Below are 25,614 nucleotides of genomic sequence, written 5' to 3'. Positions count from 1 at the left end.
AATTACGAGGCGGGAGAAAGCTCGCGCCGTTTGTCCGCGATCAATTTCAGCAACGCACGCTGAGGCTTGACGAACTTATCGACGCCCTCGGCCATCAAGAACTCGTGCATCTTTTGCACGTCGACAGCCGCGTCGATTTCGCTGAGCACTTCGTCGGACGGCATGTCATCAACCGTTCGCGTGAACGTCACGTCGCTCTCCGCGATCGCTGCGTTGGTTTCCGGCGGGTTGGTCTGAATGTCGCTTCCGGCAAGCGCGACGACGTACTTCCACGGCGGGTCTTTGGGATCCTTCGTTCCCGTGCTGGCAAAGATCAACTCTTGCTGTAGCGGCAATCCCTTGTCTGCCCAGAAAGCTTGGTTTTCTTTCCAAACGCGTTTCGCATTCACAATCCCGACCATGCCTTGTGCTTTTTCCGAAAGCGACACGTTCTTGCTCGTATAAACATCGATACGAGAAATGAAAATGCTGTAAACCGACTTGAACTGAGCAGGATCAACCTTCCCATTGACTCCGCGCCAGATCGCTTCGCGGGCAATGCGATACTGCTCGTCGGTGAAGATCAACGTCACGTTGAGCGTGACCCCAGCGGCGGCGAGTGGCTCGAGAGCCTTCAGCCCGGCCGGTGTTGCGGGCACTTTGATCATCCGGTTCGTATGTCCGGCGGACCATTTCTTGCCCAGCTCGATGTATTTCTCAACGACATCATCTTCCTTCAAACCAAGCGAAGGATCTTCCAAAAGCGGATCGAGTTCAAAGCTGACCCAGCCCGCGTTCCCCTTGGTCGCTTTGTGAATGTCGGCGAACTTCGCCTCCGCTTCGCTCACCAACTGGTCCGTCAGCGCCCACGCGATCTCTTCGTCGGTCTTACCATCGGCCAACATCGATTCGATCTCGGAATCGAGCCCGCCCTCAGCCACGATGCCAGAGATAATCGCAGGGTTGCTGGTGGCCCCGACGGCTCCGTACGCGAGATTTTTGTCGACTTCCGCCGGCTCGACCGAATCCAGATACAGTTTGGTGCCGGTGTCGATAAGTGATTTGAGCGGGGTGGACATGTGTGTCAGCCTTACGTTTTAAGGTGTGAAATTGGGTGAACGAGGCCCCGAGCCTCTATTGCATCGGAAAGTTTATCAACTTCCGCCGCCGCTCGGACCCTGACCAATTGTCAACAGAGCGGCGAGACGCATCGACGGTATCGCCTTTTTCAAAGCATACCGTGTTCCAATACCAACGACAGATGCCACGAACTCGCGACCGAGGCAGCACCGATCAAGCAGCTCAGCAGGAATGCTTCGCAAAAACGGGTTCCCACGTTCCTCAATCGCCACAAAGAATACCGCGATGCCGTGAAACGTTGTCGCTCAGGGCTCAAGCAATTGCGTCTACCCCAGCGCCCCCGGTCTGTGCTTGGCCAACACGCTGCGATACATCTTCTCGACACGCTCGCACCAGCGTTCCGCCGAAAAGAACTCCTCGCTGCGTTGCTTTGCTGAACATGCCAATCGCTCAATCAGGGTGCGGTCGTGATGCAACCGACGAATCGCAGCGGCAAGCCCTGCGACATCTTCTTTTTGAAACACCAATCCATCGACCTCGTGACGCACCACCTCAGGTAGTCCACCCGCATCCGAAACAACCGGACAGACACCACACGAAATCGCCTCCAACAACGCCAGACATAACGCTTCCTGGCGAGAAGGCATCACGAACAGATTCATGGCAGGCAAGAATTCTGGCGCGTTGGCGTGATAGCCGATCGCGTGGATTCGGCTACTCATCTCAGAGTTTTGGATCAATTGCTCGACCCGCTTGTCTTTCACGCTACCGACCAGCAAGACGTGGACGTCGTCCAGATCAGAACATTCGATCGCCGCGTTCAACAGCACGTCAATTCCTTTAACCGGTCGCATCGTCGCGACGGTACCGATAACAAACGCTGACGGAGGCACACCCAATCGCGACAACAGCTCTTCCCTCGTTACCTTTGGCTGCACCGGAGGGACTCGGTTATAGGTCACATAACAACGCTCTGCAGCGATCCCCGACGCCACCATCGCATCTCGGACCGCGTTTGACTCGCAGGCGTGACCGACAAACCGAGGGTTGAGGTAGGTCAACCAATCCGACGGATCAAAGCGATGCAAGCGTGAGGTGATTCCCCGAAACGAAACCAGTAACGGCCGCTGCCGCATCGCCGACGTTGCCAACACCGAATGAGACATTGCCCGACCATAAAACGCGTGAAGTAGATCGGGCTTTTCTTCTTGGATCGCTCGCCTCATCTCCATCGCCGATCGCGGATCGCACTTTGCTCGTCCCACCGTGTATTCGTAGCTCTGGCCCCCGACCCCCATTGCTCGATATCGCTCTACTTGATCCCGCGTCGCCAACCAAGAGACTTGCATTTGCGGGTCGGCCTCGAGATGCTCAATGAGCTCCGGGATTGGAGTCGACAACATGATTCGCATGACGTTAGGTCGCGTTCGCGATGGTTCGGATAACAAGTAAAACAGAGCGTTGATCGTCGCACGCACGATTCGCCGCATGCAGGATTTTGATGCCAGAGTCTAGCAAGGTTTGATACCGAGACAGCGCGGCAGAAACCTGACTCCCAACCGGGCTGACCTCGCGTTTCACCGGCATCGATCGTGAAAACTCAGAACGACTGAGCATCGCCGGACCAGGGCAGGGCAGAGTGCGGCGGCGGGACGGCAACCCGTTGTGGATCAGCCGGCAAGGCCTGCCAATAATTGCCGGGAGAGTAGCCTGGGGTCGGCTGCGACGGGGCAGGGTAGGGCGGTAACGAATTCGGCTCGCTCTGCTGCGGATAGAGCGATGCCGGTGACTCCGGCCCCCACGTCGGCTCAGGAATCGCATAACGCTCACGCTCCAGCCGCACGCGCTGCCGAAGCCGATCCAAAATCGCGTGGTCACCCCACGCCAGATAGCACAGCAAAACGAGCTTGCCCCATACCGAGACGTTCGCCCACCAATCGTTCCCGAAAAACTTCAACGCCGTACCGAAGGACTTTTTGACGCGAAACCGACCACTGCTGAAATCCAGACTCCAGATTTCATCCAAAATCAAATGCGTTAAAAAACCGAGTAACACCGCGAGTGATTTGTAAACGCGAATCGCTTCGCTCGGACACGGCATAATCAGATACGCGCCCAGCCCGGCAACAAGCGCCGCCGGAATGCTGTGCCACATCCCGCGATGCACGGTGTACCGCCGAAAGAACTCAACGGCAACAAACCGAATCCCGATGTAGACCAACATCGCGGCGAGCGCCATCGATTCGTTCGAGAGCCCCATGTCGCGAAAACGATCGATCATCAACATCGGCGCGATCGCGGCCATGAAGAGACTCGTCTCTCGCAACGGCACCCCCGAGTCCGAATCGAGATCGGGCAACATCCCCGCGACGCTGCACAAACCGCCCGCCAACAGTCCGCTCTCGAGTGACATTCCCTGAGACGTCACGCCCCAATACCCGTAGGCAACGCCCACCACCGTGCTCGTCGAGATATGGGTCTTGAAGCCAGCCAAGGGAGACGAAATGCAATGAGGGGTGACGGGGACTGAAAAACGTAACGGCAGAGGCGAGGTGCGAGCGGAGCAGGGAAGGGCGGTCGAAAAAAATATTGCCGATCGATCACCCTTCGGGATATCAGAAAATCCTCCAGCAACGCCACCTCGGAAGCACCGCGTCAAGGCTGAAGCGGTCAAAATTTTTTTGATCTACGCCCTACTCCGCTGATTTTGCTACAAGCGACCGATTCGAACGCCTGCCCATCTCGATTCATCCTTTCGGCAAATCCGGTCCTGTGCAAACTTACGACATCTTGATGGCGATCGTTTTGATCGGCGCGATGCTGTTTGGCGCCATCAAAGGATTCGCCTGGCAACTCGCTTCGATCGCTTCGATCGTTGTCAGCTACGCGGTCGCGTACCATTACCGTGAACCGTTCAGCCAGAACATTCACGCCGAACCGCCGTGGAACCGTTTTCTGGCAATGCTGATTTTGTACGTCGGGACGTCTTTGGTGATTTGGGTGGCATTCCGGATGATCAGCGGCACGATCGATCGGATGAAGCTGAAGGAATTTGACCGTCAGATCGGCGCGCTTTTTGGGCTCGGCAAAGGCGCGATTTTCTGCACGCTGATCACGTTGTTCGCCATGACGCTACTCGGCGACCGATCCCGATCGGCGATCATCGAAAGCCGCAGCGGCCGCTGGATCGCGCAACTGCTCGATCAATCCGATGCGATCATGCCCGAAGAACTCGCGTCCGTCGTGCAGCCTTATTTGGATCAATTCGAATCCAAAACGAACAACGACGGACTGCTGCAACCATGGCTCAGCGAAGCACAACAAACGCGATCGACAACCGGCTTTCCGACCTGGCAATCGCAGCCCGATCCCGCCTGGTCAGCGGACAAAAATCCGGCCTCCAATTTCACGCCGAACTTCACGCCACCACCGCAGTGGCAACAGGCAACCGGCCCCGCGCCGTGGCAGAGATAAACGCCGCACAAAGACCGCTCGCAACGAGGCAGGGCGGCGCCTAGACACAGGCGAGATAACGATACAGGACCAGGAGGGCGAAACCTGAATCCGCCTGAAACTATCGTTTCAGACAGATTGAATACAACATAAGAGGCATTATCGGACGTTGCAGGGCGGTCGAATTCCGCTTGATCCCCTGCGGGACATCGCTGAGACGCCTCCGCAAACCGACCGCTGAGCCGTGCTGAAGCCGCGCTGCGGTCGGCACTTTGGACAGCTCAAAACCGGCGACCTAAATGGCCGCATCAAACGGCCACTCCGTCTTCCAAAAACACTCCGATGCGCCGGAACTTTTCATAGCGTGCCTCGACCAATTCTTCGATCGACTGAGCCTCCAAAGTCGCGAGCTGGCGAGACAAATAAGTCTTCATCCGAGTCGCCATTTGGTGATGATCGCGATGAGCGCCGCCGAGCGGTTCTTCGAGCACATCATCGACGACGCCGAGACGTTTCAAATGGTCGCTCGTGAACCGCAACGCGGCGGCTGCCTTGGGTGCGTGTTCGTGACTCTTCCACAAAATGCCCGCACAGCCTTCCGGGCTGATGACGCTGTAATAGGCGTGCTGCATGACGGCGACGCGGTCTCCGACGCCTATGCCCAATGCGCCGCCTGAGCCGCCTTCTCCGATGACGACGCAGATAATTGGAGTCTTGAGTCGACTCATCAAAAACATGCTCTCAGCGATCACCTGAGCCTGCCCACGTTCTTCGGCACCGATTCCGGGATACGCGCCGGGAGTGTCGATGAAACAGATCACGGGGAGTTTGTACTTTTCGGCGAGTTTCATCCGCAGCATCGCTTTGCGGTATCCCTCGGGATGAGCGCAGCCGAAGTGACAGGCGGCGCGTTCTTTGTACGTCCGACCCTTTTGGTGACCGATCACCATCACCTTAAAGCGATCGAGTTTTGCGAAGCCAGACAACATGGCACGGTCATCACCGTAGTGCCGGTCACCATGCAGTTCAACGAATTCATCGAATGCAAGGTTGAGGTAATCTCGCGTGTACGGTCGATTCTTGTGCCGCGCCACTTGCACGGTCTGCCATGAATTGAGCGATCCGTAAGTTTCCTTCAGCTTGGTCACTCGCGCAAGACGCAGCGACCGGATCGCTGACTCGATCTCCGCGTTGCGATCTGTCGTCCGCTCAAGTGATGCGATCTTCTCTTCGAGGTCCGCAATCTCGTACTCAAATTCTAATCCTGGGCCCGCCATCGTTTAGCCTTCCTCGTTGTTGCCGTTGCTTTTGTCTCTTTTTTCGTAGTTGCCGTCCGGGCGCTTGATCATGTCCTCGGCTGACATCATGCCACCAATGTCATCGAACACACTTTCCTCCGGCACGCGTGGCCGTTTCCGCCAAATCTCGATCGTGCGGAACTCCTTTAAGAACTCCCAAACCGACTCGGGACGATCGTCCGGCTTCTTCGCCATCATTCGCTTGACGATTCCCGCGAAGTCCGTCGTCACGTTTTCGTTGTAGACGATCGGGCTCGGGATCGACGCGCTGAGGTGTTTCGACAACAAATCGTTAGGTGTTTGTCCCGTGAACGGCGGCTTGCCCGTCACCAACTCAAACAGCACGCAGCCGAATGAATAGATGTCGCTGCGTTCGTCACACAGCTTGCCACGAATTTGCTCCGGCGACATATAGCTTCGAGTGCCCTGGACCGTCTTCGCCTTGTAGAACAGCTTCTTCAATCCGGTGCGTTTCGGCTCAGCGATCGTGAAGTCGATCAATTTGGTTTCACCGTCGCGGGCAACGAGATAGTTGTCCGGCTTGATATCGCGGTGAATCCAATTCTTGGTGTGCATGTAATAGAGGCCCTCGGCGGCCTGCTCGATAATCTTGTCCAGCATAAAGGCAAGCGAATCAGGCCCCTTCCGCAGCGCCTGCTTCATATTCAATTCGCTGAACAGCTCGAGCACCAAGAACGGTCGCCCCTTGTCCGTTTGGTGGTCAAGAACTTTGATGATCCGCGGACTCGACAATGATTTGCCGACATTGAACTCGTGCTTGAGCAGCGCCAGCTCATTTTTGTCCTCCGCACAGCTTGCCCGGAGCACCTTCAACGCGTACCGCTTGTTGTCCGAGCTCGTTTCGTCGATCGCTTCCCAAACTTCAGCGGTTGACCCCACCCGGATCAATCGGGCGAGTCGGTAGGGACCGAGGAAATCGCGGGATTTGGACATCAGGCAGCCACACGGTAGAAAAGTCGAAAATGCGGATCAGGTAGAATTTGCCGACGCATGATAGCCCAACTCCCCCCGCGAACGAAAGGGAAGAGATCCTGCCCACGGAACCGCCGGAAATCCGGCCGCGTCGCGATCCCGCCGGGAGGCTCGATTTTTGCGGACCGCCCTACCCTCGCCCGCGAGTTTTCCCCAAGAATGGTTGCGTCCGTGAACCTGATTCCAGCCCAGCCTCGATGATTTTCCCGGCCGCCTGCCCTCCCCTCGTTCACCGCTCTTTGACCGCCACATGAATATTCTCATCCTCACCGGAGCCGGAATTTCCGCCGAATCAGGCATCCCGACGTTTCGCGACGCCGATGGCCTTTGGGAAGGCCACGCGGTCGAAGAGGTGGCAACCCCGGAGGGATTTGCCCGCAATCCCGAGCTCGTCCACCGGTTTTACAACGAACGCCGGCGGGCCCTGCAATCACCCGAGATCCAGCCCAATGCCGCCCACGTCGCTCTGGCCGATTTCGAGCAAAAACACGCCGCTCGGTCTGCCGGCGATTTTCTCATCGTCACCCAGAACATCGACGATTTGCACACGCGGGCGGGCAGTCGCAATGTGCTGCACATGCACGGCGAACTCTTCAAAGCTCGATGCATCTACTCGAACAAATTGTTCGCATGGAGAGGAGATCTCGGCATGGACACGCCGCACCCCAACGCCCCCGAAAACGAAAAGATGCGTGGCTGCCTGCGGCCACACGTGGTTTGGTTCGGGGAGGTGCCGATCGGGTTGGAACAAATCGAAGACGCCGCGACGGATGCGGACGTCTTTATCGCCATCGGCACCTCAGGCCTCGTTTATCCCGCCGCGGGAATCGTGCAATTGACCAAGCGCAGTTGCCGAAAAATCGAAATCAACCTTGGCGACACGCCCGCCTCGGATGCGTTTGACGAATGCCGCCGGGGACGAGCGAGTGAAGAAGTGCCCCGACTGCTCGCAGAACTCACCTGAAGGAACTGCCCTTCCCGTTTTTGACTCCCCTGCCCTGCCCCGCGATCAGACGACCAATCACACGATCAGCCATGCCGTTGATCTCGCAACCGGAGCCGCTCATGCAACTGAGCCTTCAGGCGGGCAACCACATCTGGAAACTCGGAGGCAACGTTCGAAGTTTCCGCCGGGTCCACGCGGTGGTCATACAATTCGACAAAACCATCTCGATGAAGCACTAACCGAAATTCATCAGTGCGTATCGTTTGGTCGCGACTGTAGGAGACCGCAACATGTCCCTCCTTAGCCGGATCCTGCAAAATTTCGGTCAGCGAAACGCCATCCGTTTGATCGGGTGCTGATTGCGACGCCGCCAATTCGCACAACGTCGGATAGATATCGATCGACTCCACAATCGCATCGGTGTGAGTCCCCTCAGCGACCCGTCCGGGCGCGCGGACGATCAACGGCGATCGAAGGTCTTCCTCAAACAACGCATGCTTACCCCAAATCGCGTGTTCACCTAAGTGCCAACCATGATCACCCCATAACACAACAATCGTGGAATCACGAAGACCAAGTCGATCGAGTTCGTCCAGCATGCGTCCAACATTCCGGTCCGCATAGGTCACACACGCCGCATAGTGTTTGCGTACCGCGGTTGCAAATTCACGATCTTGATTGGGGTCATTCCCCCAGCGGTTGTACGCCATGAACTCGCCAGAACGATGCCATGTTGTTTTCCCTTTTGGCTTGGTCGGGCTCGCGATCGCCGGCAGCACCGCATCGTGGTAAGGCTGCATGTCGATGGCGGGAGCACCAAAGGGAAGGTGCGGCCGAATAAAACCGACGGCCAAAAAGAACGGCCTTTCATCTACATCGCTCGCCAAAGTCCGGAGTTGGTCCAACGACGTTTGCGCAATCAGGTCATCGGGATATCGATCGTTCTCGCCGGAAGCAGATTGGAACACGTCCATGTCACTTGCGTTGGCACGGATCTCGCCATTGGCCAAACCGTGCATCGCCCCACGCGGATGCTGCCACGGACCGGTCGGCATCAGGTGTCGATCCCAATCCCCCGGCATCTCGATCTCGCGATCGTCATCCCAATCGCTTCCGCCACGACCACCTGGATGGTGCGATATTTTCCCGACCGAAACCGTCGTGTATCCAAGATCACGAAACCAACGCGGCATGCTGGGAGCGACCGCATCAGGATTCTGCGACAACCTGTTAGCACGCTTGAACAATGCGTCGTTTCCCGAATCGCTGTACTGTCCCGTCAAGAGCGCACATCGTGATGCACCACACGTGGGCGCCTGCACGTAGTGCCGATCAAACCGACATCCCTGTTCAGCCAACCGATCGATATTCGGCGATCGGATGTAGTCGCGACCATAGCAATTCAGTTCAGGCCGCAAGTCATCCACACAAATCAACAACACGTTGCGCGGAGTCTCCGCCAGGCAACGCTCCGCCGCGCCGTAAAACAGCAATCCCACCAGCAAACCGCAAACAATCAACGCCATCCTGCGTCGAAGCCCAATTCGTACACTCATGCTTTTCAATTCTCTCAACACAAAATAGGAACACACAATCATTTCGACACCGAAAGCTACCTCGTCAACGTCGGTTCGATCCAAACGCCCCAATCGCCTCCGTTTCCGTCCCCTGAATCACTGACGACCAGCGAAAGTGTGGTGATGTCCGAAATATCTAAATCAAACCTACCGCCCTGCCCTGCCCCGATGACGCGTGAACTCCATCGCAACCGATCATCTCCGATGATTTGGAAAACGACATTCCCACCGTGGCCGTCTTGGACGCCGCATCGGCCCACCAATCGGTTCCACTGGCGTTGAATCGCATAGACATGCTTCGCGGGTGCGTGCGCGTAGATCCCTTGAGCAAAATACTCGCCACCGAGTGACAATAGCTTGGCCTTTTCGGGAACCGCATCGTAAACGGGACGCAGCCAACCGACGCGTTCTGAGGTCGGCTTGATCTTCGACAACGAAATCGAACGCTTCTCCGCATCGACCATTCCAAGACCGATCATCTCGTGACTGTCCGACTCACGAAATCGGTCGAGCACCTGTCGTCCGATGCGGAGTAGCGATTCGTCGCCCGCAGCGATTTCAACAAGCGAGGCTTCCGCGGCGTCGTAGTTCGATCGCCGTAGCGAGTTGATCATAGGTGCCAATTCCAACTCGAGCCGAATGGCAGACAAATCCGGGCTCCCGTCATTTCTAATTCGGTAAAAAAGGGAGCGCCCACTTTTTGACCCGTTCACGTGACAGGCGGTTAATCGCAACTCGCCATTGAGCGGACGCAGTGGTCCACTCCGCATCGCGAACCGCCCCTGTTCATCGGGCACTGCCGTGGCGGTCGTCGCGTCGTAGTCCCCACGTCCGTCTGGATCGAAGTACGCGACAACTCCATGAATCGGGATTTCCGATTGCACGGTACCGCGAATACGAATTTGATTGTCGTCGGTGGCATCAATCTTGAGATCAGACCAATCCGCCGGTGCACGCTTTGTTAAGTCCTTCGTCATCTGCCGATTGAACACCGGATGCGCCGCCAATTGCAGAGCATGAGCTTGGGTCAAGAATGTCCCGCGACCTTCGCCACGCAACTCCTGCGCGTAAGTTCGATTTCCTGCCCCCATTAAGGCCGTACCCCTCACCGCTTCATCTTCTCGCTGCCGACAATGTGGCAAGGCCAATGCGTGACCAAGTTCATGAATCACACCGCCAATAAAAATCGAATTGTGGCGACCGATCGTGATGGCACCGTATTCCCCGTCGTGCAGCGGAGTGAGGTCACGAAACCGGAGCGGATCGAGGATCTCCGAATCACATTGCCATGCCGTTCCCGAAAGATACGATCCACCGCCGTAGTAAGGACTGTGATGCGAGATCGTTCCTTTCGCGGCGTCGTAGTCCATCAGATTGCAAAACAGCAAGATGACAGACCGAGCCGGATCGATCCCCCGAGTTTCCAGAACTGGAACGATTTCGTTCCGAATTTTGTCCCCGTCGGGCTTCCCATAATCACCGCCCTGCCCTGCCCCGACGACGTCGATGATATCGATCTCACCTCGATCATTTCGCAAAACATTCATTCTGCGTCCGTCAAATCCGTGGCGACGGAGTTCGCGTTCATAGAACCCAGCTGCCTCACTAACGATACGCCTTATCCGCTCGACATGTCGCAATGCCGGATCTCGATCCGACGGTGTGAAATAGACAACCGTCACACGCCCCGTTGAGGCTACCGCTCCCTCGGCGATGGATTCTGCGATGCGTTCGGCTGCCACGGTGAGTTCGTCGACATCAGCGTGGGTGTCCGCAGCCCCCGTAATCGTTTCGTGTGATCGCGAGTCCTCCGACTGCCCCCGAACAGATGCGGCCAGACAACCAAGGACCAGGGATAGCTTCAAAACGATCGGTAATAATTTCAGCAACACCTCGGGCCCTCTCACTACGGTTAAAAAACGACGTCAGGCCCAGCGAGGGCGCCAACGAACCGACCGAACAGGATAGCCGACCGCGGGGACAAGCAGCGGAATCGCCAAGCAAACGGCGGCGCCAACCCGCCGAGACAGTGTGCACACGCGTTCACACATCACGTTATTCCGAGCAACCCTTGGTCGCGACGCCCCAACAGAGCCGGTTGGCAGACGCCACGTCAGGCCCGAAGGCCGGTCCCGAGAGATCCCCGGCTGAAGCCATTGCGGATCGGCGTGGTTACGACCGCTAGCGTTTATCAGGCAAATCACCGCCTAAAACTCGAATGCACACCAGCGACCGGACACAAACTACAAAATTCCAACGCTTCAACGCGCAACTTGAACAGGCGCAAGGCCGGTATTAGTACGTTATTGATGCATAATGGAGATTGCGACGAAACTCGCAAACCAGTGAACTTTGGCTTGAAAACCCAATCACATACAACCTGCGTTTTTTGACTGTTTTCCAGCAGGTTTAATTTCCACCCGATCCTTATTCGAGATGATGTAGGTAACCGATGTCTAAAATTCCGGCCAAATACATGCCTGGGAAATTCTCGCTGGCGTCGTGGCCAGCCTGGATTCAAATGGTTGTCGCCTGCTTTGCAGGGGCACTTTTCGGCGGATATGCCGCCTCGACGGTCGCCGTCTCCAAGCATGAGCAAACGACTCAACGGCAGATGAGATCGAGCATGATGGACCATTTCATGAAACTCGGCGGCGAAATCATCCGAAAACCCGACGTCGTCTCCACCAATGGGCTTCCCGCCATCAACCGACTCGGCTTTTACGCAATCGATAGTCGGTACCGATTGCAGCAGGCTATTTTCTGCGGCGGCAGCTTTGAAGACGTTCGGCAACTTGATTTTGCGCCGATTGGGGCCAATCGCGTCGGAGCGGGAATCGCAGATGGCGACACGTTGAAGGTGGTCGCAAGAAATTTCCCGAACGTCGAATACCTCGACGTCTCACACTGCGACGTCGCCGAACTGGCGCCGATCCAAAAAATGAAGAACGTTCGCGTGCTGAAAATCATGAACAATCCGCTCGAATACGCGGAATTGCAAGGCTTCCGGCACCTCGACAGTGTCTCGGAACTGTGGGTCGGCTGGCCCGATCCGAAGCTCGATTCCGATAGCCTCTACCGAAACCTTGATGTACGCAAAACGATGCTGCAATCGATTGCGGAAATGAAGAACCTCAAGAAGCTCTATCTCTTTGACATGCGGTTACGTGAGACCGAGCGAAAGATTCTGGAGAGCATTGAAGTCATCAATGCACGCATGAACTGACCGGCGCAGGCGGCTAACCAGCACCTTTCCTATTGGCAGCGTGTGAAGCCCTGAAGCGGCGCAGTCAGGTTGGCAGGAGTTTATCGCGAGGCGAGTCACGAAGTCGCCCCCGGACTGGCGTCTGGGGTTTTCGCTTGTCATCGCTATCGCGACTAAGAATCGAGGCAAGACTTGCGCAGCCTCAATCTCCACGTCTTCGCAAAGATCTAGCAGCCCTGTTAACCTCCAAGCGGCCAACAGGATTTCGCACAATGATTCCTGGCTAGCTCACTGTCGGATGGGTGAAAACCGTTTGCCGACATCGTGAGAGCAAATTCGTCGCGACCGGTTACGGTCGTGGAGCAGCCTCGGCCAATTCGGCTAGTTTCTCGACGCCCACTCGTGCGCAGAAGTCGCCGAAGGATTCGGAGCCTTCTCGGTTGGCTTTGAACGCGGAAAACAGCCCCACCATCTCGTCAACGACTTCGTCGTCTTTCACCGAGTCCTTATAGATTTCGGCCAAACGATTGCCGAGCCAGCCTCCGCCGGTAAACATCGTATACTTACCAACCGCTCGTCCGACCAACGCCAGATCTGCGTTGTAAGGGCGGGCACAGCCGTTGGGGCACCCCGTCATCCGAATCGTGAATCGCTCACCAGATAACCCGAGTTTTGCAAGTGGTTCCTCGATCGAGTCGATCAGGCTCGGTAGGCGACGCTCGCTCTCGGTGATCGCGAGACCACACGTCGGCAGTGCCACGCAAGACATCGACCAACGTCGCACCGTACTGGTTTGCTCGGTCGTTGGGATTCCGTGCTCTTGAATCAGCTCGATCAACCGATCTTTCTCGTTCTCTTCGATATCACAGAAGATAATGCTCTGGTGGCCGGTAAACCGAATCTCCCGATTGAATTCCGCGCAAATTTTACGAAACGCAGTCTTGAACTGGATTTTTTCGTTGTCGTAGAGCCGGCCGTTTTCGACGTTGAGCCCGTATGACCATTTCCCATCACCCTGGGCTTGCCATCCCATGTGATCATCGAAACCGTGCACATCGTCTTCGGTGCAATCGGCGAGCTTTTCACCAAAGACCGATTCGACTTCGGCGCGGAAACGCTCGATTCCCCAGTCCGCGATGAGATACTTCATCCGTGCGACCTTGCGGTCCGAACGATTTCCGTTGTCTCGCTGAACGATGATGACCGCCTTGGCCACGTCGATCGCTTGCTCCGGGGTGACGAACGCCATCCGTTTGGCCAGGGCGGGGAAAGTCTTCTTCGCACTCGGGGTGCGTCCCATCCCGCCACCAACGATGACGTTGTAGCCGATGATTTTGTCGTCACGCACTACCGCGATGAACCCCAGGTCCTGGGTGTAAATGTCGATGCAGTTGTCTTCCGGTAACGCGATGCCGCATTTGAATTTCCGCGGCAGATACGTGGGCCCATACAAGGGCTCATCGATCACCGGGTTGCTAGTCGGACTGGGCTCACCCCCATCGGCGAGTGATTTTTCACCCGTGTCAGGGTCGGTGATCCATAACTCATGATACGCAGGTGTCTGTGGCGCCAAAGCTGCGGTCAATTCGTCGGTAAACCGCTCAAGCTGAGCATGAATCGGACCGACCCGCTTGGCGGGGCAACACATGATGTTCCGGTTGACGTCACCGCAGGCGGCCAGCGTGGAAAGCCCGCATGCGTTGATGCGATCGATCGTTTCCCGCAAATTCTGCTTAAGAATTCCGTGGAGTTGCAGTGTTTGCCGCGTGGTGATTTTCAGCGTCGAATTACCGAGTTCGTCACACATATCGAGATGCGCGACGAGTTGATCCGACGTCATTCGGCCTCCCGGAATGCGGCATCGCAGCATCATCGAATAGGCTTTGCCGCCGCCGGATTTCTTCAACTCCACACGCCGATCACGGTCGTCTTGCTGGTAGCTGCCGTGGAATTTCAGCAATTGAAGGTTGTCGTTGTTGAAGTGGTCGACCGGATCGAGCAATTCTTGATCGATCGTCCCCATCAAATAATTGCTCTCCAGCTTGATCTTTTCGACCGCGCTGAGCTTGATCGGTGCCTCAGTTTGGGAGCTAGATTCGGAAGCGTCGGTAGACATCGAGAGGAAAATCCTGTGTATTTTGCGTCCGGTCGTTCGACCGTCTTTGAGCGAAATGTTCGCAGTCGTCCACGTTTGCTGGGATGACTGGGCGCCTAACTATAGCGATTAGGCGGAGTTATCACTACGTCGAACTCAAAACTCCCTAGTTTTCCTAAACCGAAGGTTTGATCATGCCCGCAACACGGCTGGATGGCAAGAAAATCGCACTCGAAATTCGAGCGGAAGTCGCACAAGCGGTCGAGCAGTTCGTCGCTGCGGGCAACGCTGCTCCCAAACTGGCCGCGATCCTCGTCGGTGATGATCCGGCCAGTCAGGTGTATGTCCGAAACAAAGAGCGTGCGTGCGAAAAGGCCGGTATCTCCAGTCAACTCGATCGGCTGCCCGCCTCCACGACGCCCGCTGAATTGTTGCAACGGATCGACGAACTCAACGGGGACCCGTCGGTTAACGGGATTTTGGTCCAACTTCCCCTGCCCCAACCGATTGGCGACGCCCCGCCGCTGGATGAACGGGCGGTGCTCGACGCCGTCGACCCGCTCAAGGATGTTGACGCGTTTTCGCCGATTAATGTCGGGTTGCTGATGCAGGGCCGTCCGCGTTTTCTGCCCTGCACCCCGCACGGCATCGTGCAGATGCTGCACCGCTGCAATATTCAAACCTCCGGACAACATGTCGTCGTGGTCGGGCGCAGTGAGATTGTCGGCAAGCCGATGGCGATGATGCTCGCACAAAAAGACGGATCGTGCGGCCCCGAAACCGCCAACGCCACGGTCACGCTGGCCCACAGCCGGACCAAGAACCTCAAGGAAATCTGCCTGACCGCCGATATCCTGATCGCCGCGGTCGGACGCCCTGAAATGATCCGTGGGGAGATGATCCGGCCCGGCGCCGTGGTCGTCGATGTCGGTATCAATCGCGTTGGAGACCGACTGGTCGGGGACGTCCATTTCGACGAAGCCGAACAGGTCGCGTCGGCGATCACCCCCGTCCCCGGTGGCGTGGGCCCCCTGACAATCGCAATGCTGCTACACAACACGTTGCTCGCGGCAAAACTGCAATCGGCGAAGTAATCCGCGGCACCGCCTGGTATTCCGGTGCGATTTCGCGTCATGAGAAACCTTCAACCAAAACTCCGACCGTTCGCAACCATGCTTACGGTCGGAGATTGAATTTTGGCTCGCGACTGCGAATCAACTCGCTTTCATAGGCGCGCCGCATCAGCACGCGTTTGCCAGGGGAATCTTTGGCGAAAACATGCAGTTCGAGCGTGATGGGCGGTTGCCCTTCGCCACCGGCCTGAGCCAAACATTTGGCGAGTCCCCGGTTGTGACTGCCCCCGAGATGTTCCGCAATCCTCGCGGACAGATTCGCCGCTTCGCCGATGTACAGATACCCCTGCTCGCTGCGGAAAAGATAAACGCCAGGGGAATCGGGCAGCTCTTCAAGATTGATGTCGTCAAACGCCATCGTCAGAACCTGTGTCTGCCAATCAGCCACCCTCAACACCAACTCCGGTCGCAATTGACGCACTTTCCGGAGCTTCAGGACGGCTTTGCGGATCCTCTCGGGGGGTGCGTCGTCGTCGATCGCAGCAGCTTCCGCTTGCAACTCGGATCGCAACCTCGGATCACACATCACCACATCAATACTGACCTGGTGTCGGTCCAGGACCGTTCGGATAGCGATTTCGGCGGTGTCGATCCAAGGTGAAACATCGACATGATTCCGCCGAGTCGCAGGGACCTGCAGTTTCCCAGTCTTGCGCAACCTCAACAGTGACAGCAACGCTGCGGTTTGCACCTCGGCTTCATCGGTGTCCGACGGATCAATCGACAACTCTCTTAGAAAGTCGCTGCGAAGTTGATCACTCACGATCAACTCATCGCTGCTGTATCCATCATGAGTCCTCGAAAAAGCGCCACGAATTTGGTCGTCGCGGAACTCACGGACCGGGGGTTCACTCGATTGCGACTTCACCCCAGCGTTGAAAAACGCCGAGATCATAAAAACGAAAACGAGACGCCAGGGGGCTCTAACCAGCCCGCACGGGCCAGTTGCGACGGCACGAAATGAGAGATCACGCATAAGCTGCAACGATTAGGAAGCCGAGCCCAATCAAGGCAAACGGACGGAAAAGCCAGACTTTGAGTGTAGTGCATGATAAACGGGTGATGGAAAACAAGCTTCCGTAAAATCCCTTAGTGTTCATTTGCATTTCGCCCAAAAGTATGCCGATGAGAAAGGCTAGTTCACTCTCGCATCTCAACATCGCGGACTTTCAGGCGATCGAGACTCGTTTTCGAAGTGGCGCCGTGAGTCGTTATGACGGCGACCGTCGTAACAACCACAGTCATCCTAAGAGATTATCGCTATGACACGTATCAACACTAACGTCCCTTCGCTTGTCGCTCAGAACCGATTGCAGTCGAGCAACGCGGATTTGCAACAGGCTTTGACACGATTGAGCACAGGTTTGCGAATCAATAGCGGTGCCGATGACCCCGCGGGTTTGATTGCCAGTGAGGCGTTGCGGAGTGAAGTGACCAGCCTTGGACGGGCGATCTCTAACACCCGTCGGGCGAGCCAGATCATCAGCACGGCCGATAGTGCACTTGGTCAAACCAGCAACCTGCTCAACGACATCCGGGGCCTCGTGGTTGAGGCGGCTAACAGCGGCGCGCTCAGCGACGAAGAAATCGCAGCTAACCAGTTGCAGATCGACAGTTCGCTCGAAGCGATCAACCGGATCGCCCAAACAACGACCTTCCAAGGTCGAAAACTCCTCGATGGTTCGCTCGATTTCGTCAGCTCGGCTGGTTCGATCGGATCACTCACGGACGTCAAGATCGACCAAGCCAACCTGGGCAACACCGGACGAATCGACGTCGCGATCGATATCAAGGCTGCCGCCCAACGAGCCAGCGTCAGCGTCGGCGACAGTGCCTTCAACCCAGCCAATGTTGATCCGTCAGCGACCAATACCGTTGCGACCAAAACGATCGACATCGTTGTCGGCGGCGAAACGGTGACCATCACCGGTAATGCGGACTTCGCAAGCGTTACGATCACGGATGATACCGCCTCGAACGCAACCGCAACGGCAACCAACACGGCCGGCGCTGTCGAAATCACGTTTGACAGCGACTCGAACCCCTCTGACGTCCAAGACGTCCTGGATGCCCTCAACGGACTCGAAGGAATTGTTGCCACCAGCGACGGCGCTGGCACCGGCACGGTTGTGGGAGGTGACGCAGCCGCGCTCGCCGCCACCAGCGACGGCGCCGACATCGGACTCGAAGTTACCGGAGCGGGACTCGACGACCTGACCGTCAACTACACCGCTGGAACCGACGCCGACGTCGTCGCCACGTTCGACGCTGCCACCAACACGCTGAACGTTGCCCTGGGAACGACCACTACCAACAACACATTAACCAACATCAAATCAAAGATCGACGCACTGACTGATCTTACCGCTGCAGTCGTCGATGACGCCGGCGATCCACTCACCGGGTTCGACGATCTCACGGTTTCTACGGCCGACCTTCCTGCCGAAGCCACCGGAACGAAAATCACCGCGGGACTCAAAGACACGCTCGTCTTCCAACTCAATGGAGCCGACGGGGCCGAGACCTTCAACTTCGGAGCCGGAACAACCGTGGCCCAAATCAAGGCCGCCGTGAACCTCGTCAGTGACTCCACCGGCGTCACCGCGGATGACACGGGAGGGCTTTCTTTCACCAGCGATGCATACGGTTCAGACGCGTTGGTGAACATCGAAATCATCAGCGAAGGCGCTGTCGGTGAATTCGAATCGAGCCTCTCGAGCTCCCGGCAAACAGGTGTCGATATCCAAGCGACGGTCAACGGCGTTGAAGCCAGCGGCGACGGTAATACCTTCTCCATCAACACCGCAACCCTCGACCTCAGTCTGACTGTGACCGAAGGCAGCTCAACCGACTTCACGTTCAGCATCACCGGTGGCGGTGCCCTGTTCCAACTCGGCCCCGACGTGACGAGCAACCAACAAGCTCGTTTGGGAATCGGCAGTGTCAGTACCGGCCAACTCGGCGGCGTTTCGGGTCGTCTCTACGAACTCGGCAGCGGTCAAGCAAAGAGCTTGACCAACGACGTCAACGGAGCGGCTCGGATCATCGACGAAGTGATCAACAAAGTCACCAGCCTTCGTGGCCGACTCGGTGCATTCCAAGCAACCAGCCTGGAAAGCAACCTTGTCAGCCTTGGCGAAACGCTCGCTAACCTGGAAGAAGCCGAAAGCTCGATCCGCGACGCCGACTTCGCCCAAGAATCCGCCAACCTGACACGGGCTCAGATCCTTGTTCAGTCCGGTACCAACGTGCTTTCGCTGGCTAACCAGAACCCCCAAAACGTGTTGTCGCTCCTGCGATAAACGCCTGATCAAGGCGACTGATTGATCCTCGAGGTCGTTATCGGCCTCGGGGCAGCCGCCCCGCCATCTTCCCCACTGCTCGCCACCTGCGTATCCTGCCTATTCGATACAGGCACACAGGCGGCACCAGCGGGGAATCGAGCGTGACGAAGGACCAGTCAGAGCGGACGTGGACAGCTGAGCGTAAAAAGAGACCTTCCCGGCGAAGGGTGGGACGATCTCGATCTTACCGTCGACGGCCAGGATACGAATCGCTCGAAAGCAGACGACTCCTCGCCGCTGCCACGGATCTTGCCAATCTTTCTGGTCGTGTCTACGACGACTTCACCGGCGACGGGTATACGACCGGTGAAGAGGTTGCGGGAGCATCGCTAACGCTCTATCGAGACGACGGCGACAATCAATTCGAACCGGGGACGGGCGACGTCGAAGTCGGCACCGCGACGACCGACGCGGACGGCCGATACAGCTTTGAAAGGCTCACCGCAGGCGAGTACTTCGTCCTGCAACCGGCCCAAATCGCATCGGGCAAAACCCTGCTTCGCTCCGTTTCGCCGCGACTCACTGTGACCGCCCAGCAAGTTGTCGGTCGCTTGATAACCACGATCGATGGGTTTGACGGAACGTTCCAAACCGTCGAAGACGAAACGCAAAATGACGGCCCGGTCACCTCGACCGCAGCGGCGTCCGAAGCAATCGGCGGTTCACGTGATCTGCTCGTCGAGAAGACCAGTGACATCGGATCGGTCAGCTTGATCGTCAACGATCCGGCCTCACCCAATTTGCTCCAGGTCAGCTCGGACGGATTCGGCGGCGGAAGACGCGTCGTCATCTGGGATGGTAGCGGAGATGATCCAACCGTTGTCGACGACAGCGGCCTCGGATCCATCGACTTAACCAACAACGGCGAAGCGGCCGGGTTGCGATTGGTCATCGGTGCCGACTTGGCCGCCGGTTCGGCCGTCATCCGTCTGTACACCAACGACGGCGTTGACGGGTCACTCACGCAAGTCAGCGCCGCCCAACTCGACATTCCTCCGTTGACTTCGCAACCTACCTCGGTTGAGTTTCTCCCATTCACCGAATTCTCGATTGCGGACGGTGCCAGCGGGCCTGCCGATCTGACGAACATCGGCGCGATCGAATTCGAGGTCATCGCTGGTCCCAACTACGACGCACTCGCGGACCTGATCGGAACCATCGGTCCCAACGTGATCCCGGTCGCTGACTTCGACAACTTTGAATCGATCGATCTGAACCTCTCAAAAGAACTCATCACCACCGACGCGAATGTCAACGGACTCGTCTCATTCGTCTTGTCCCTGACAAATGAAGGCGACGAGACCGCGACGAACGTCGTTGTCACAGATTCGCTGCCCTCCGGGATCTCGTACCGCAGCGATCAGCCTTCATCCGGCACCATGTTCGACTCTGAATCCGGACGCTGGACGATTCCGACTCTCGCGTCAGGTGCAACGGCAACGATCACACTCACCGGACTGTTGACTTCGAGCACACCGCAAACCAACACCGCGGAAGTCACGGCCGCCGACCAGTTCGACACCGACAGCACACCCAACAATTCGCTCGACGATGAAGATGATCAAGCATCGGCAGTCGTGACGGCGTCGCAGATCAACCTTTCTCTCGACAAAGAAGTCTCTGATCTAAGTCCGAACGTGGGCGACACGATCACGTTCACACTGACGTTGACGAACTCCGGTATCAACGACGCCACGAACATCATCGTACAAGACACCCTGCCGTCTGGATTTTCGATTTCAAGCAGCGATCCCGATAGCGGCTCGTTCAGCGTCGCTAATTCTCAGTGGACCGTTCCGCTCCTCGCCGCGGGCCAATCCACCGCGTTAACTCTTACCAGCACCGTCAACACGGCCGGGACGTTCACAAATACGGCCGAAGTCATCTCGGTCGATCAATTTGATATTAACAGCACTCCGGGCAACAACGTTCTCGCCGAAGACGATCAAGATCAAGTCACTTTCCAAACTCCGGTCGCGGATTTGTCAATCGACAAAACGATCGTCGGTCAGGTCGCGAGCATCGGCGACAACGTCACCTTTTCGATCACCGTCAATAACGCCGGCCCCGACCCGGCAACCAACGTTCGCATCCGGGAAGTGCTGCCCGCCGGTCTGACGTATGTCTCCGACACGAACAGCCTCGGCGAATACGACGCAACGACCGGAATCTGGACACTGCCTGACATGCCAGTCACGACCGCGGACTCCACTCCGGTCACCCTCACGCTGATCGCCGCCGTGAACACTGTCGGCACCAAAACGAACGTCGCTGAGATCATCGCCTCGGATCAGACCGACCCCGACAGCACACCGGGCAACGGATCGGCGGGTGCCGCTGGCGAAGAAGACGACATCGATTCGGTGCTGATCACCCCCGTCACGATCGATCTCGAACTCGATAAAACAGTCACCTCGTCGCGCCCCGTCCCGGGCGAAACATTCACGTACAACGTGACTGTTCGCAACACCAGCAACGACGACGCAACCGGCGTGATTGTCACCGATATCCTGCCGGACGGACTGATTTTTCAATCCGCCACTGCGGGCGAAATCTACTCGGCCGGCACCGGGATTTGGAACGTCGGCCAAATCCCCGGGGGCTCCTCACGAACTTTGGCAATCGATGTCATTCTCGACCCGTCCCGAACCAATGTCCTCGACGGGATCAGCAATACGGCGCAAATCACTGCGGCAGACCAGTTCGATACCGATAGCACTCCCGACAACAACGCACCCAACGAAGACGACCAAACGAGCGTCTCGATCACTCCCGCACGCGCCGACCTCTCAATCACCAAGACCGCAGCAACCGACAAAGCGGATGTGGGAGACGAAATCACGTTTACGATCATCGCCCGCAACGACGGACCGGATCCCTCAGGCACGTTTATTGTCTCTGATCCCATTCCAAGCGGGGCGTCTTTCTCGAATGCGACGGCACCGAGCGGCAGCCTCTACGATCCGACGACCCAGGAATGGACCATCAGCGGACTCGCTGCCGACGAATCCATGACACTAACCCTTGTCTTGCTCAGCGTATCGAGTGGCACTGTCAACAACGTAGCCGAGATCACCTCCGCTTCGCTGCACGATCCCGACAGCACTCCCGGAAACGGTGTGTCCTCGGAAGACGACCAGGACGATGCATCCATCCAAGCAGAACAGATCAACCTGTCGCTCACGAAGGAAGTCGACAATCCCACGCCACGGGCCGGTGAGACATTTAGCTACACCATCACGGTCACCAACTCCGGTCCAGACGCTGCCACTAACATCGTCGTCGGGGACACGCTACCTTCATCCATCACGATCGTCGATAACGATCCCCAAACCGGCTCGTTCGTCACCTCAACCCGACGCTGGACGATCCCGTCACTCGCTAGCGGCGTGACAACGACACTGCGTCTCGACGCTCGCATCGCCTCGATTGCAAACCTGCCCGCCGGTGATCCGATCAACACCGGACTCGTCAACACAGCCGAAATCCTGTCCGTCGATCAGGTCGATGTCAACAGCACACCTGGCAACAACGTTGAAAGCGAAGACGACCAAGACTCCGTGACCGTCCGTGTCCCGATTGCGGATATTTCGGTTGAAAAAAACACGCTCACTCCAGCGCCCAACATGGGTGACATCGCTCGTTTCGAAGTCATCGTTCGCAACGACGGCCCCGATCCGGCGACCAACCTCGTGGTTCGTGACCTGCTTCCCGCGGGACTGACATACCGCTCGGATAGTCAGAGCGATGCGACAAGCAACTATGTCCCTTCCACCGGATTGTGGACCATTCCGTTGCTCGGAGTCGGCAGCACCACACGGCTTCAAATCAACGCCGATGTCACGACATCGGGGACCTTCACGAACACCGCCGAACTGATCGCGTCGGATCAAGATGACTCTGATTCGACACCTGACAACGCGATTGCCGACGAAGACGATCAGTCCAGCGATACCCTCTCGACTCCGGTCATTGACCTCGTTCTGACCAAATCCTCGACGCCGAATCGCCCATCCGTTGGCAGCGAAATCACATTCACGTTGCAACTCCAAAACACGGGCCCCGACGACGCGTCGGGCGTGCAAGTTCGCGATACTCTCCCCAACGGATTTCAATTCCTATCATCCTCGCCGTCGGCTGCCTTTGAAAACTCAACCGGAATTTGGAACGTCGAGACCCTCGCCGCTGGGGCATCCACGCAGCTCGAAATTCGCGGCACCGTGGAATCCTCCGAGGCGTTTACAAATCTCGCAGAAGTCATCGCCGCGGATCAATTCGACCGTGACAGCACACCTGACAACGGTTTCGACAACAACGAAGACGACTTCGCCAGCGTCACGATTACGCCGGCCAACGCCGATTTGTCGCTAACCAAAACAGTCAATGACAGCACACCCAACGTCGGCGAAGATGTGATCTTCACACTAACGATCCGCAATGACGGGAACGACAGTGCCGCAAACATCGAGGTCCTCGATTCGCTTCCGTCGGGGCTTACCAACATACGATCATCCACCGCGACGGGCGAGTTCACCAACAGCGATAGCATCTGGCGTATTCCCGAATTGGCGGCTGGCTCGACGGCATCGCTCACGCTAACCGCGACCGTCGACTTCGACTCCAACAACAGCACGCAACCCATCACGCGGACCAACTACGCGGAGATCATTGCCTCCTCGCAGTTCGATCCTGATAGCACGCCGAACAACAACAGTGACGACGAAGACGATGATGACTCGGTCGAATTTACACCTCAGTTGATCGACCTCGCCCTCAGTAAAGCAGTTGATAACGACCGCCCAAACGTCGGTGAAACCGTCGAATATCTCGTGACCGTGTCGAATGAGGGCCCGAGCGACGCCACCAACGTCGTCGTGGAAGATCAACTGCCTGCCGACCTCGCGTTTGTCTCCGCGTCACCCTCGACCGGTGGATCCTATAGCTCGCAAACCGGGCGCTGGACGATCCCGCTCATTCCCGCAGGCGAAACCAGAGAACTGACTATTCGGGCCTCGGTATCGCCCAACATCAGCAATCTCGACGCGATACTGACGGAGGGCATCGTCAACATCGCCCAAGTGATCGCTGCCGACCAGCCTGACCGTGATAGCACGCCAAACAATGGCGAAGGGGAAGACGACTATCAATCGATTGCACTCACTCTCGCACGCGCGAACCTGTCGCTCGACAAAGTCGTCGACATCGCAAACCCTAACCGAGGTGATCTCGTGACGTTTACGGTCACGGTCAGCAATGCGGGCCCCGACACCGCCACCAACATCGTCGTGCAAGACACGATCCCGACCGGCCTCGCGGACGTTCAGATTACGTCGCCACTCGGTCAGTTCAACCCATCAACGGGACGTTGGACGATCGATCAGCTCGGTGTGGGCGAAAACGCCGTACTCCAAATCCAAGCACGTGTTTCGACGTCTGACATCCTGACGAATACCGCCGAAATCATCGCGGTCGATCAACTCGACCCGAATAGCACCCCAGCTAACGGCAATCCGGCGGAAGACGACATCGGCTCCGTCGTCGTCTCTCCCAAAGTTGTCGACATCAGCGTTTCAGCGACGGTAACACCGAACCAAGCCACGGTCGGCGATATCATTGAGCTGACCGTGGTCGCGACAAATGGGCAAATCGCCTCGGTTCTCTCCGCGGTGTCCACCTCACCTCTGGCGGCTACTGCCGATCGGACAATCTCAGACGCGACCGGTGTCGTTGTGGAAATCTCCATTCCCGATGGATTGACACTTCTCAGCGAAGATCCGGCGGGGGTGTACGACCAACAGACCCGACAATGGCAAATCGGAAACTTGGCCGCAGGAGCGTCAACGCAGCTCATACTCCGATTCCGGGTCGACGCCCAAAGCCTCAAAACATTCAACGTCGAGGTCGTCGAAACCAACGAATTCGACATCGACAGCACCGCGGGCAACAATATTCCCAGCGAAGACGACCAAAGTTCCGCGACCGTCACGCCGCCTCGGACATTGTCCAAGCGTTTGTTCCTCGCACGATAAATCCGGACGCCGCAATCCCTTTGGAACATCCGCGAACCGCTTCCCAGTCGTCAGAACGGCGACGTGGACGCTATTTCCATGGTAAAACCGCGGCCAACACCCCCCGATACCCTACCTCTGGACGGCCTGCTATCGTTTCAGAAGATAGGAACTTTCAATTTCTCCACCTCAAACACTCCAGTAACATCATGGCCTACACACTTCCCGAATTGCCATACGCCTACGACGCTTTGGAGCCCCATGTCGATGCTCGGACGATGGAAATCCACCATACCAAGCACCACAACGCTTACATCACCAAAGTCAACGACGCACTCGCGGGCAGCGACCTAGCGTCAAAACCGATTGAAGAAGTCATCTCTGACCTCTCGGCCGTCCCAGCAGATAAACGCGGCGCAGTTCGCAACAACGGTGGTGGCCACGCGAACCACTCCCTATTCTGGACCGTCATGGGTCCTGGCAAAGGCGGCGCCCCAAGCGGC

Annotated in this window: 16 protein-coding genes (1 of these 16 cut by a window edge); 7 read left to right on the top strand and 9 right to left on the bottom strand. The window is 57.1% G+C overall.

Annotation, left to right across the window (positions count from 1 at the left end):
- Positions 1–2: 2 nt before the first annotated feature.
- The 3 genes from NB063_RS11425 to NB063_RS11415 all read right to left on the bottom strand — a co-directional run bounded on the left by NB063_RS11425 (position 3) and on the right by NB063_RS11415 (position 3,553).
- Entirely contained in the window at positions 3–1,058 is a 1,056-nt protein-coding gene (locus tag NB063_RS11425; protein WP_250928855.1) for a transaldolase family protein, read from the bottom strand.
- Positions 1,059–1,385: 327 nt separating this feature from the next.
- Positions 1,386–2,549 (bottom strand): glycosyltransferase family 4 protein, encoded by a 1,164-nt coding sequence (locus NB063_RS11420; RefSeq protein WP_250928854.1) that lies wholly within the window; start codon positions 2,547–2,549, stop codon positions 1,386–1,388.
- 110 nt (positions 2,550–2,659) lie between these two features.
- Positions 2,660–3,553 carry a metal-dependent hydrolase gene (locus NB063_RS11415; protein WP_250928853.1) on the bottom strand — a complete coding sequence of 298 codons (894 nt, stop codon included), beginning with the start codon at positions 3,551–3,553 and terminating at the stop codon, positions 2,660–2,662.
- A 278-nt stretch (positions 3,554–3,831) separates the two neighbouring features.
- On the opposite strand from NB063_RS11415, the gene NB063_RS11410 reads away from it, so the two are divergent.
- Positions 3,832–4,533, top strand: coding sequence for a CvpA family protein (locus NB063_RS11410; RefSeq protein ID WP_250928852.1), 702 nt, complete (start codon positions 3,832–3,834; stop codon positions 4,531–4,533).
- Positions 4,534–4,820: 287 nt separating this feature from the next.
- Here NB063_RS11410 and NB063_RS11405 read toward each other — a convergent pair whose 3' ends face one another.
- Complete coding sequence (locus NB063_RS11405; protein WP_250928851.1) at positions 4,821–5,789, bottom strand: acetyl-CoA carboxylase carboxyltransferase subunit alpha; 969 nt, start codon at positions 5,787–5,789, stop codon at positions 4,821–4,823.
- Between the two features lie 3 nt (positions 5,790–5,792).
- Entirely contained in the window at positions 5,793–6,764 is a 972-nt protein-coding gene (locus NB063_RS11400; protein WP_250928850.1) for a serine/threonine-protein kinase, read from the bottom strand.
- Between the two features lie 289 nt (positions 6,765–7,053).
- Between NB063_RS11400 and NB063_RS11395 the strand changes: the two genes are divergently transcribed.
- Complete coding sequence (locus NB063_RS11395) at positions 7,054–7,767, top strand: NAD-dependent deacylase (RefSeq protein ID WP_250928849.1); 714 nt, start codon at positions 7,054–7,056, stop codon at positions 7,765–7,767.
- Positions 7,768–7,832: 65 nt separating this feature from the next.
- Here the strand turns inward: NB063_RS11395 and NB063_RS11390 are convergent, their stop codons facing one another.
- Both NB063_RS11390 and NB063_RS11385 read right to left on the bottom strand, forming a co-directional pair.
- Positions 7,833–9,305, bottom strand: coding sequence for a sulfatase (locus NB063_RS11390; protein ID WP_250928848.1), 1,473 nt, complete (start codon positions 9,303–9,305; stop codon positions 7,833–7,835).
- A gap of 56 nt (positions 9,306–9,361) precedes the next feature.
- Positions 9,362–11,218, bottom strand: a complete 1,857-nt coding sequence (locus NB063_RS11385) for an NPCBM/NEW2 domain-containing protein (protein ID WP_250928847.1) — start codon at positions 11,216–11,218, stop codon at positions 9,362–9,364.
- A 560-nt stretch (positions 11,219–11,778) separates the two neighbouring features.
- On the opposite strand from NB063_RS11385, the gene NB063_RS11380 reads away from it, so the two are divergent.
- Complete coding sequence (locus NB063_RS11380; RefSeq protein ID WP_250928846.1) at positions 11,779–12,552, top strand: leucine-rich repeat domain-containing protein; 774 nt, start codon at positions 11,779–11,781, stop codon at positions 12,550–12,552.
- A 328-nt stretch (positions 12,553–12,880) separates the two neighbouring features.
- Here NB063_RS11380 and NB063_RS11375 read toward each other — a convergent pair whose 3' ends face one another.
- On the bottom strand, positions 12,881–14,647 hold the full coding sequence (locus tag NB063_RS11375) for an NADPH-dependent assimilatory sulfite reductase hemoprotein subunit (protein WP_250928845.1): 1,767 nt from the start codon (positions 14,645–14,647) through the stop codon (positions 12,881–12,883).
- Positions 14,648–14,820: 173 nt separating this feature from the next.
- Here NB063_RS11375 and folD point away from each other — a divergent pair, with 173 nt between their 5' ends.
- Complete coding sequence (folD, locus tag NB063_RS11370; protein WP_250928844.1) at positions 14,821–15,720, top strand: bifunctional methylenetetrahydrofolate dehydrogenase/methenyltetrahydrofolate cyclohydrolase FolD; 900 nt, start codon at positions 14,821–14,823, stop codon at positions 15,718–15,720.
- A gap of 82 nt (positions 15,721–15,802) precedes the next feature.
- On the opposite strand, the gene NB063_RS11365 is transcribed toward folD, so the two are convergent.
- The gene (locus NB063_RS11365; protein ID WP_250928843.1) at positions 15,803–16,522 is read right to left on the bottom strand and encodes a GIY-YIG nuclease family protein; all 720 of its coding nucleotides are present in this window, start codon (positions 16,520–16,522) and stop codon (positions 15,803–15,805) included.
- 499 nt (positions 16,523–17,021) lie between these two features.
- On the opposite strand from NB063_RS11365, the gene NB063_RS11360 reads away from it, so the two are divergent.
- The 3 genes from NB063_RS11360 to NB063_RS11350 all read left to right on the top strand — a co-directional run.
- A complete protein-coding gene (locus NB063_RS11360) occupies positions 17,022–19,061 on the top strand; it encodes a flagellin N-terminal helical domain-containing protein (RefSeq protein WP_250928842.1) in 2,040 nt (679 codons plus the stop codon).
- A gap of 209 nt (positions 19,062–19,270) precedes the next feature.
- On the top strand, positions 19,271–25,132 hold the full coding sequence (locus NB063_RS11355) for a SpaA isopeptide-forming pilin-related protein (protein ID WP_250928841.1): 5,862 nt from the start codon (positions 19,271–19,273) through the stop codon (positions 25,130–25,132).
- 188 nt (positions 25,133–25,320) lie between these two features.
- A protein-coding gene (locus NB063_RS11350) for a superoxide dismutase (RefSeq protein WP_250928840.1) crosses the window boundary here: on the top strand, positions 25,321–25,614 show its start. 330 nt of this gene lie beyond the right edge of the window; only the first 294 of its 624 coding nucleotides appear in the window; the start codon lies at positions 25,321–25,323; its stop codon lies off the right edge, out of view.

It is taken from the genome of Aporhodopirellula aestuarii (assembly GCF_023701485.1).
GTDB lineage: Bacteria > Planctomycetota > Planctomycetia > Pirellulales > Pirellulaceae > Rhodopirellula > Rhodopirellula aestuarii.
The sequence above is the reverse complement of the archived record's forward strand: the minus strand, read 5'-3'. Positions and strand labels throughout refer to the sequence as shown.

Excerpts from the sequence above, each read along its gene's own strand:
- NB063_RS11380 (WP_250928846.1), top strand. The coding sequence starts at position 11,779 with ATGTCTAAAATTCCGGCCAAATACATGCCTGGGAAATTCTCGCTGGCG.
- NB063_RS11405 (WP_250928851.1), bottom strand. The coding sequence starts at position 5,789 with ATGGCGGGCCCAGGATTAGAATTTGAGTACGAGATTGCGGACCTCGAA.
- NB063_RS11360 (WP_250928842.1), top strand. The coding sequence starts at position 17,022 with ATGACACGTATCAACACTAACGTCCCTTCGCTTGTCGCTCAGAACCGA.
- folD (WP_250928844.1), top strand. The coding sequence starts at position 14,821 with ATGCCCGCAACACGGCTGGATGGCAAGAAAATCGCACTCGAAATTCGA.
- NB063_RS11420 (WP_250928854.1), bottom strand. The coding sequence starts at position 2,549 with ATGCGGCGAATCGTGCGTGCGACGATCAACGCTCTGTTTTACTTGTTA.
- NB063_RS11375 (WP_250928845.1), bottom strand. The coding sequence starts at position 14,647 with ATGTCTACCGACGCTTCCGAATCTAGCTCCCAAACTGAGGCACCGATC.
- NB063_RS11400 (WP_250928850.1), bottom strand. The coding sequence starts at position 6,764 with ATGTCCAAATCCCGCGATTTCCTCGGTCCCTACCGACTCGCCCGATTG.
- NB063_RS11425 (WP_250928855.1), bottom strand. The coding sequence starts at position 1,058 with ATGTCCACCCCGCTCAAATCACTTATCGACACCGGCACCAAACTGTAT.
- NB063_RS11390 (WP_250928848.1), bottom strand. The coding sequence starts at position 9,305 with ATGAGTGTACGAATTGGGCTTCGACGCAGGATGGCGTTGATTGTTTGC.
- NB063_RS11395 (WP_250928849.1), top strand. The coding sequence starts at position 7,054 with ATGAATATTCTCATCCTCACCGGAGCCGGAATTTCCGCCGAATCAGGC.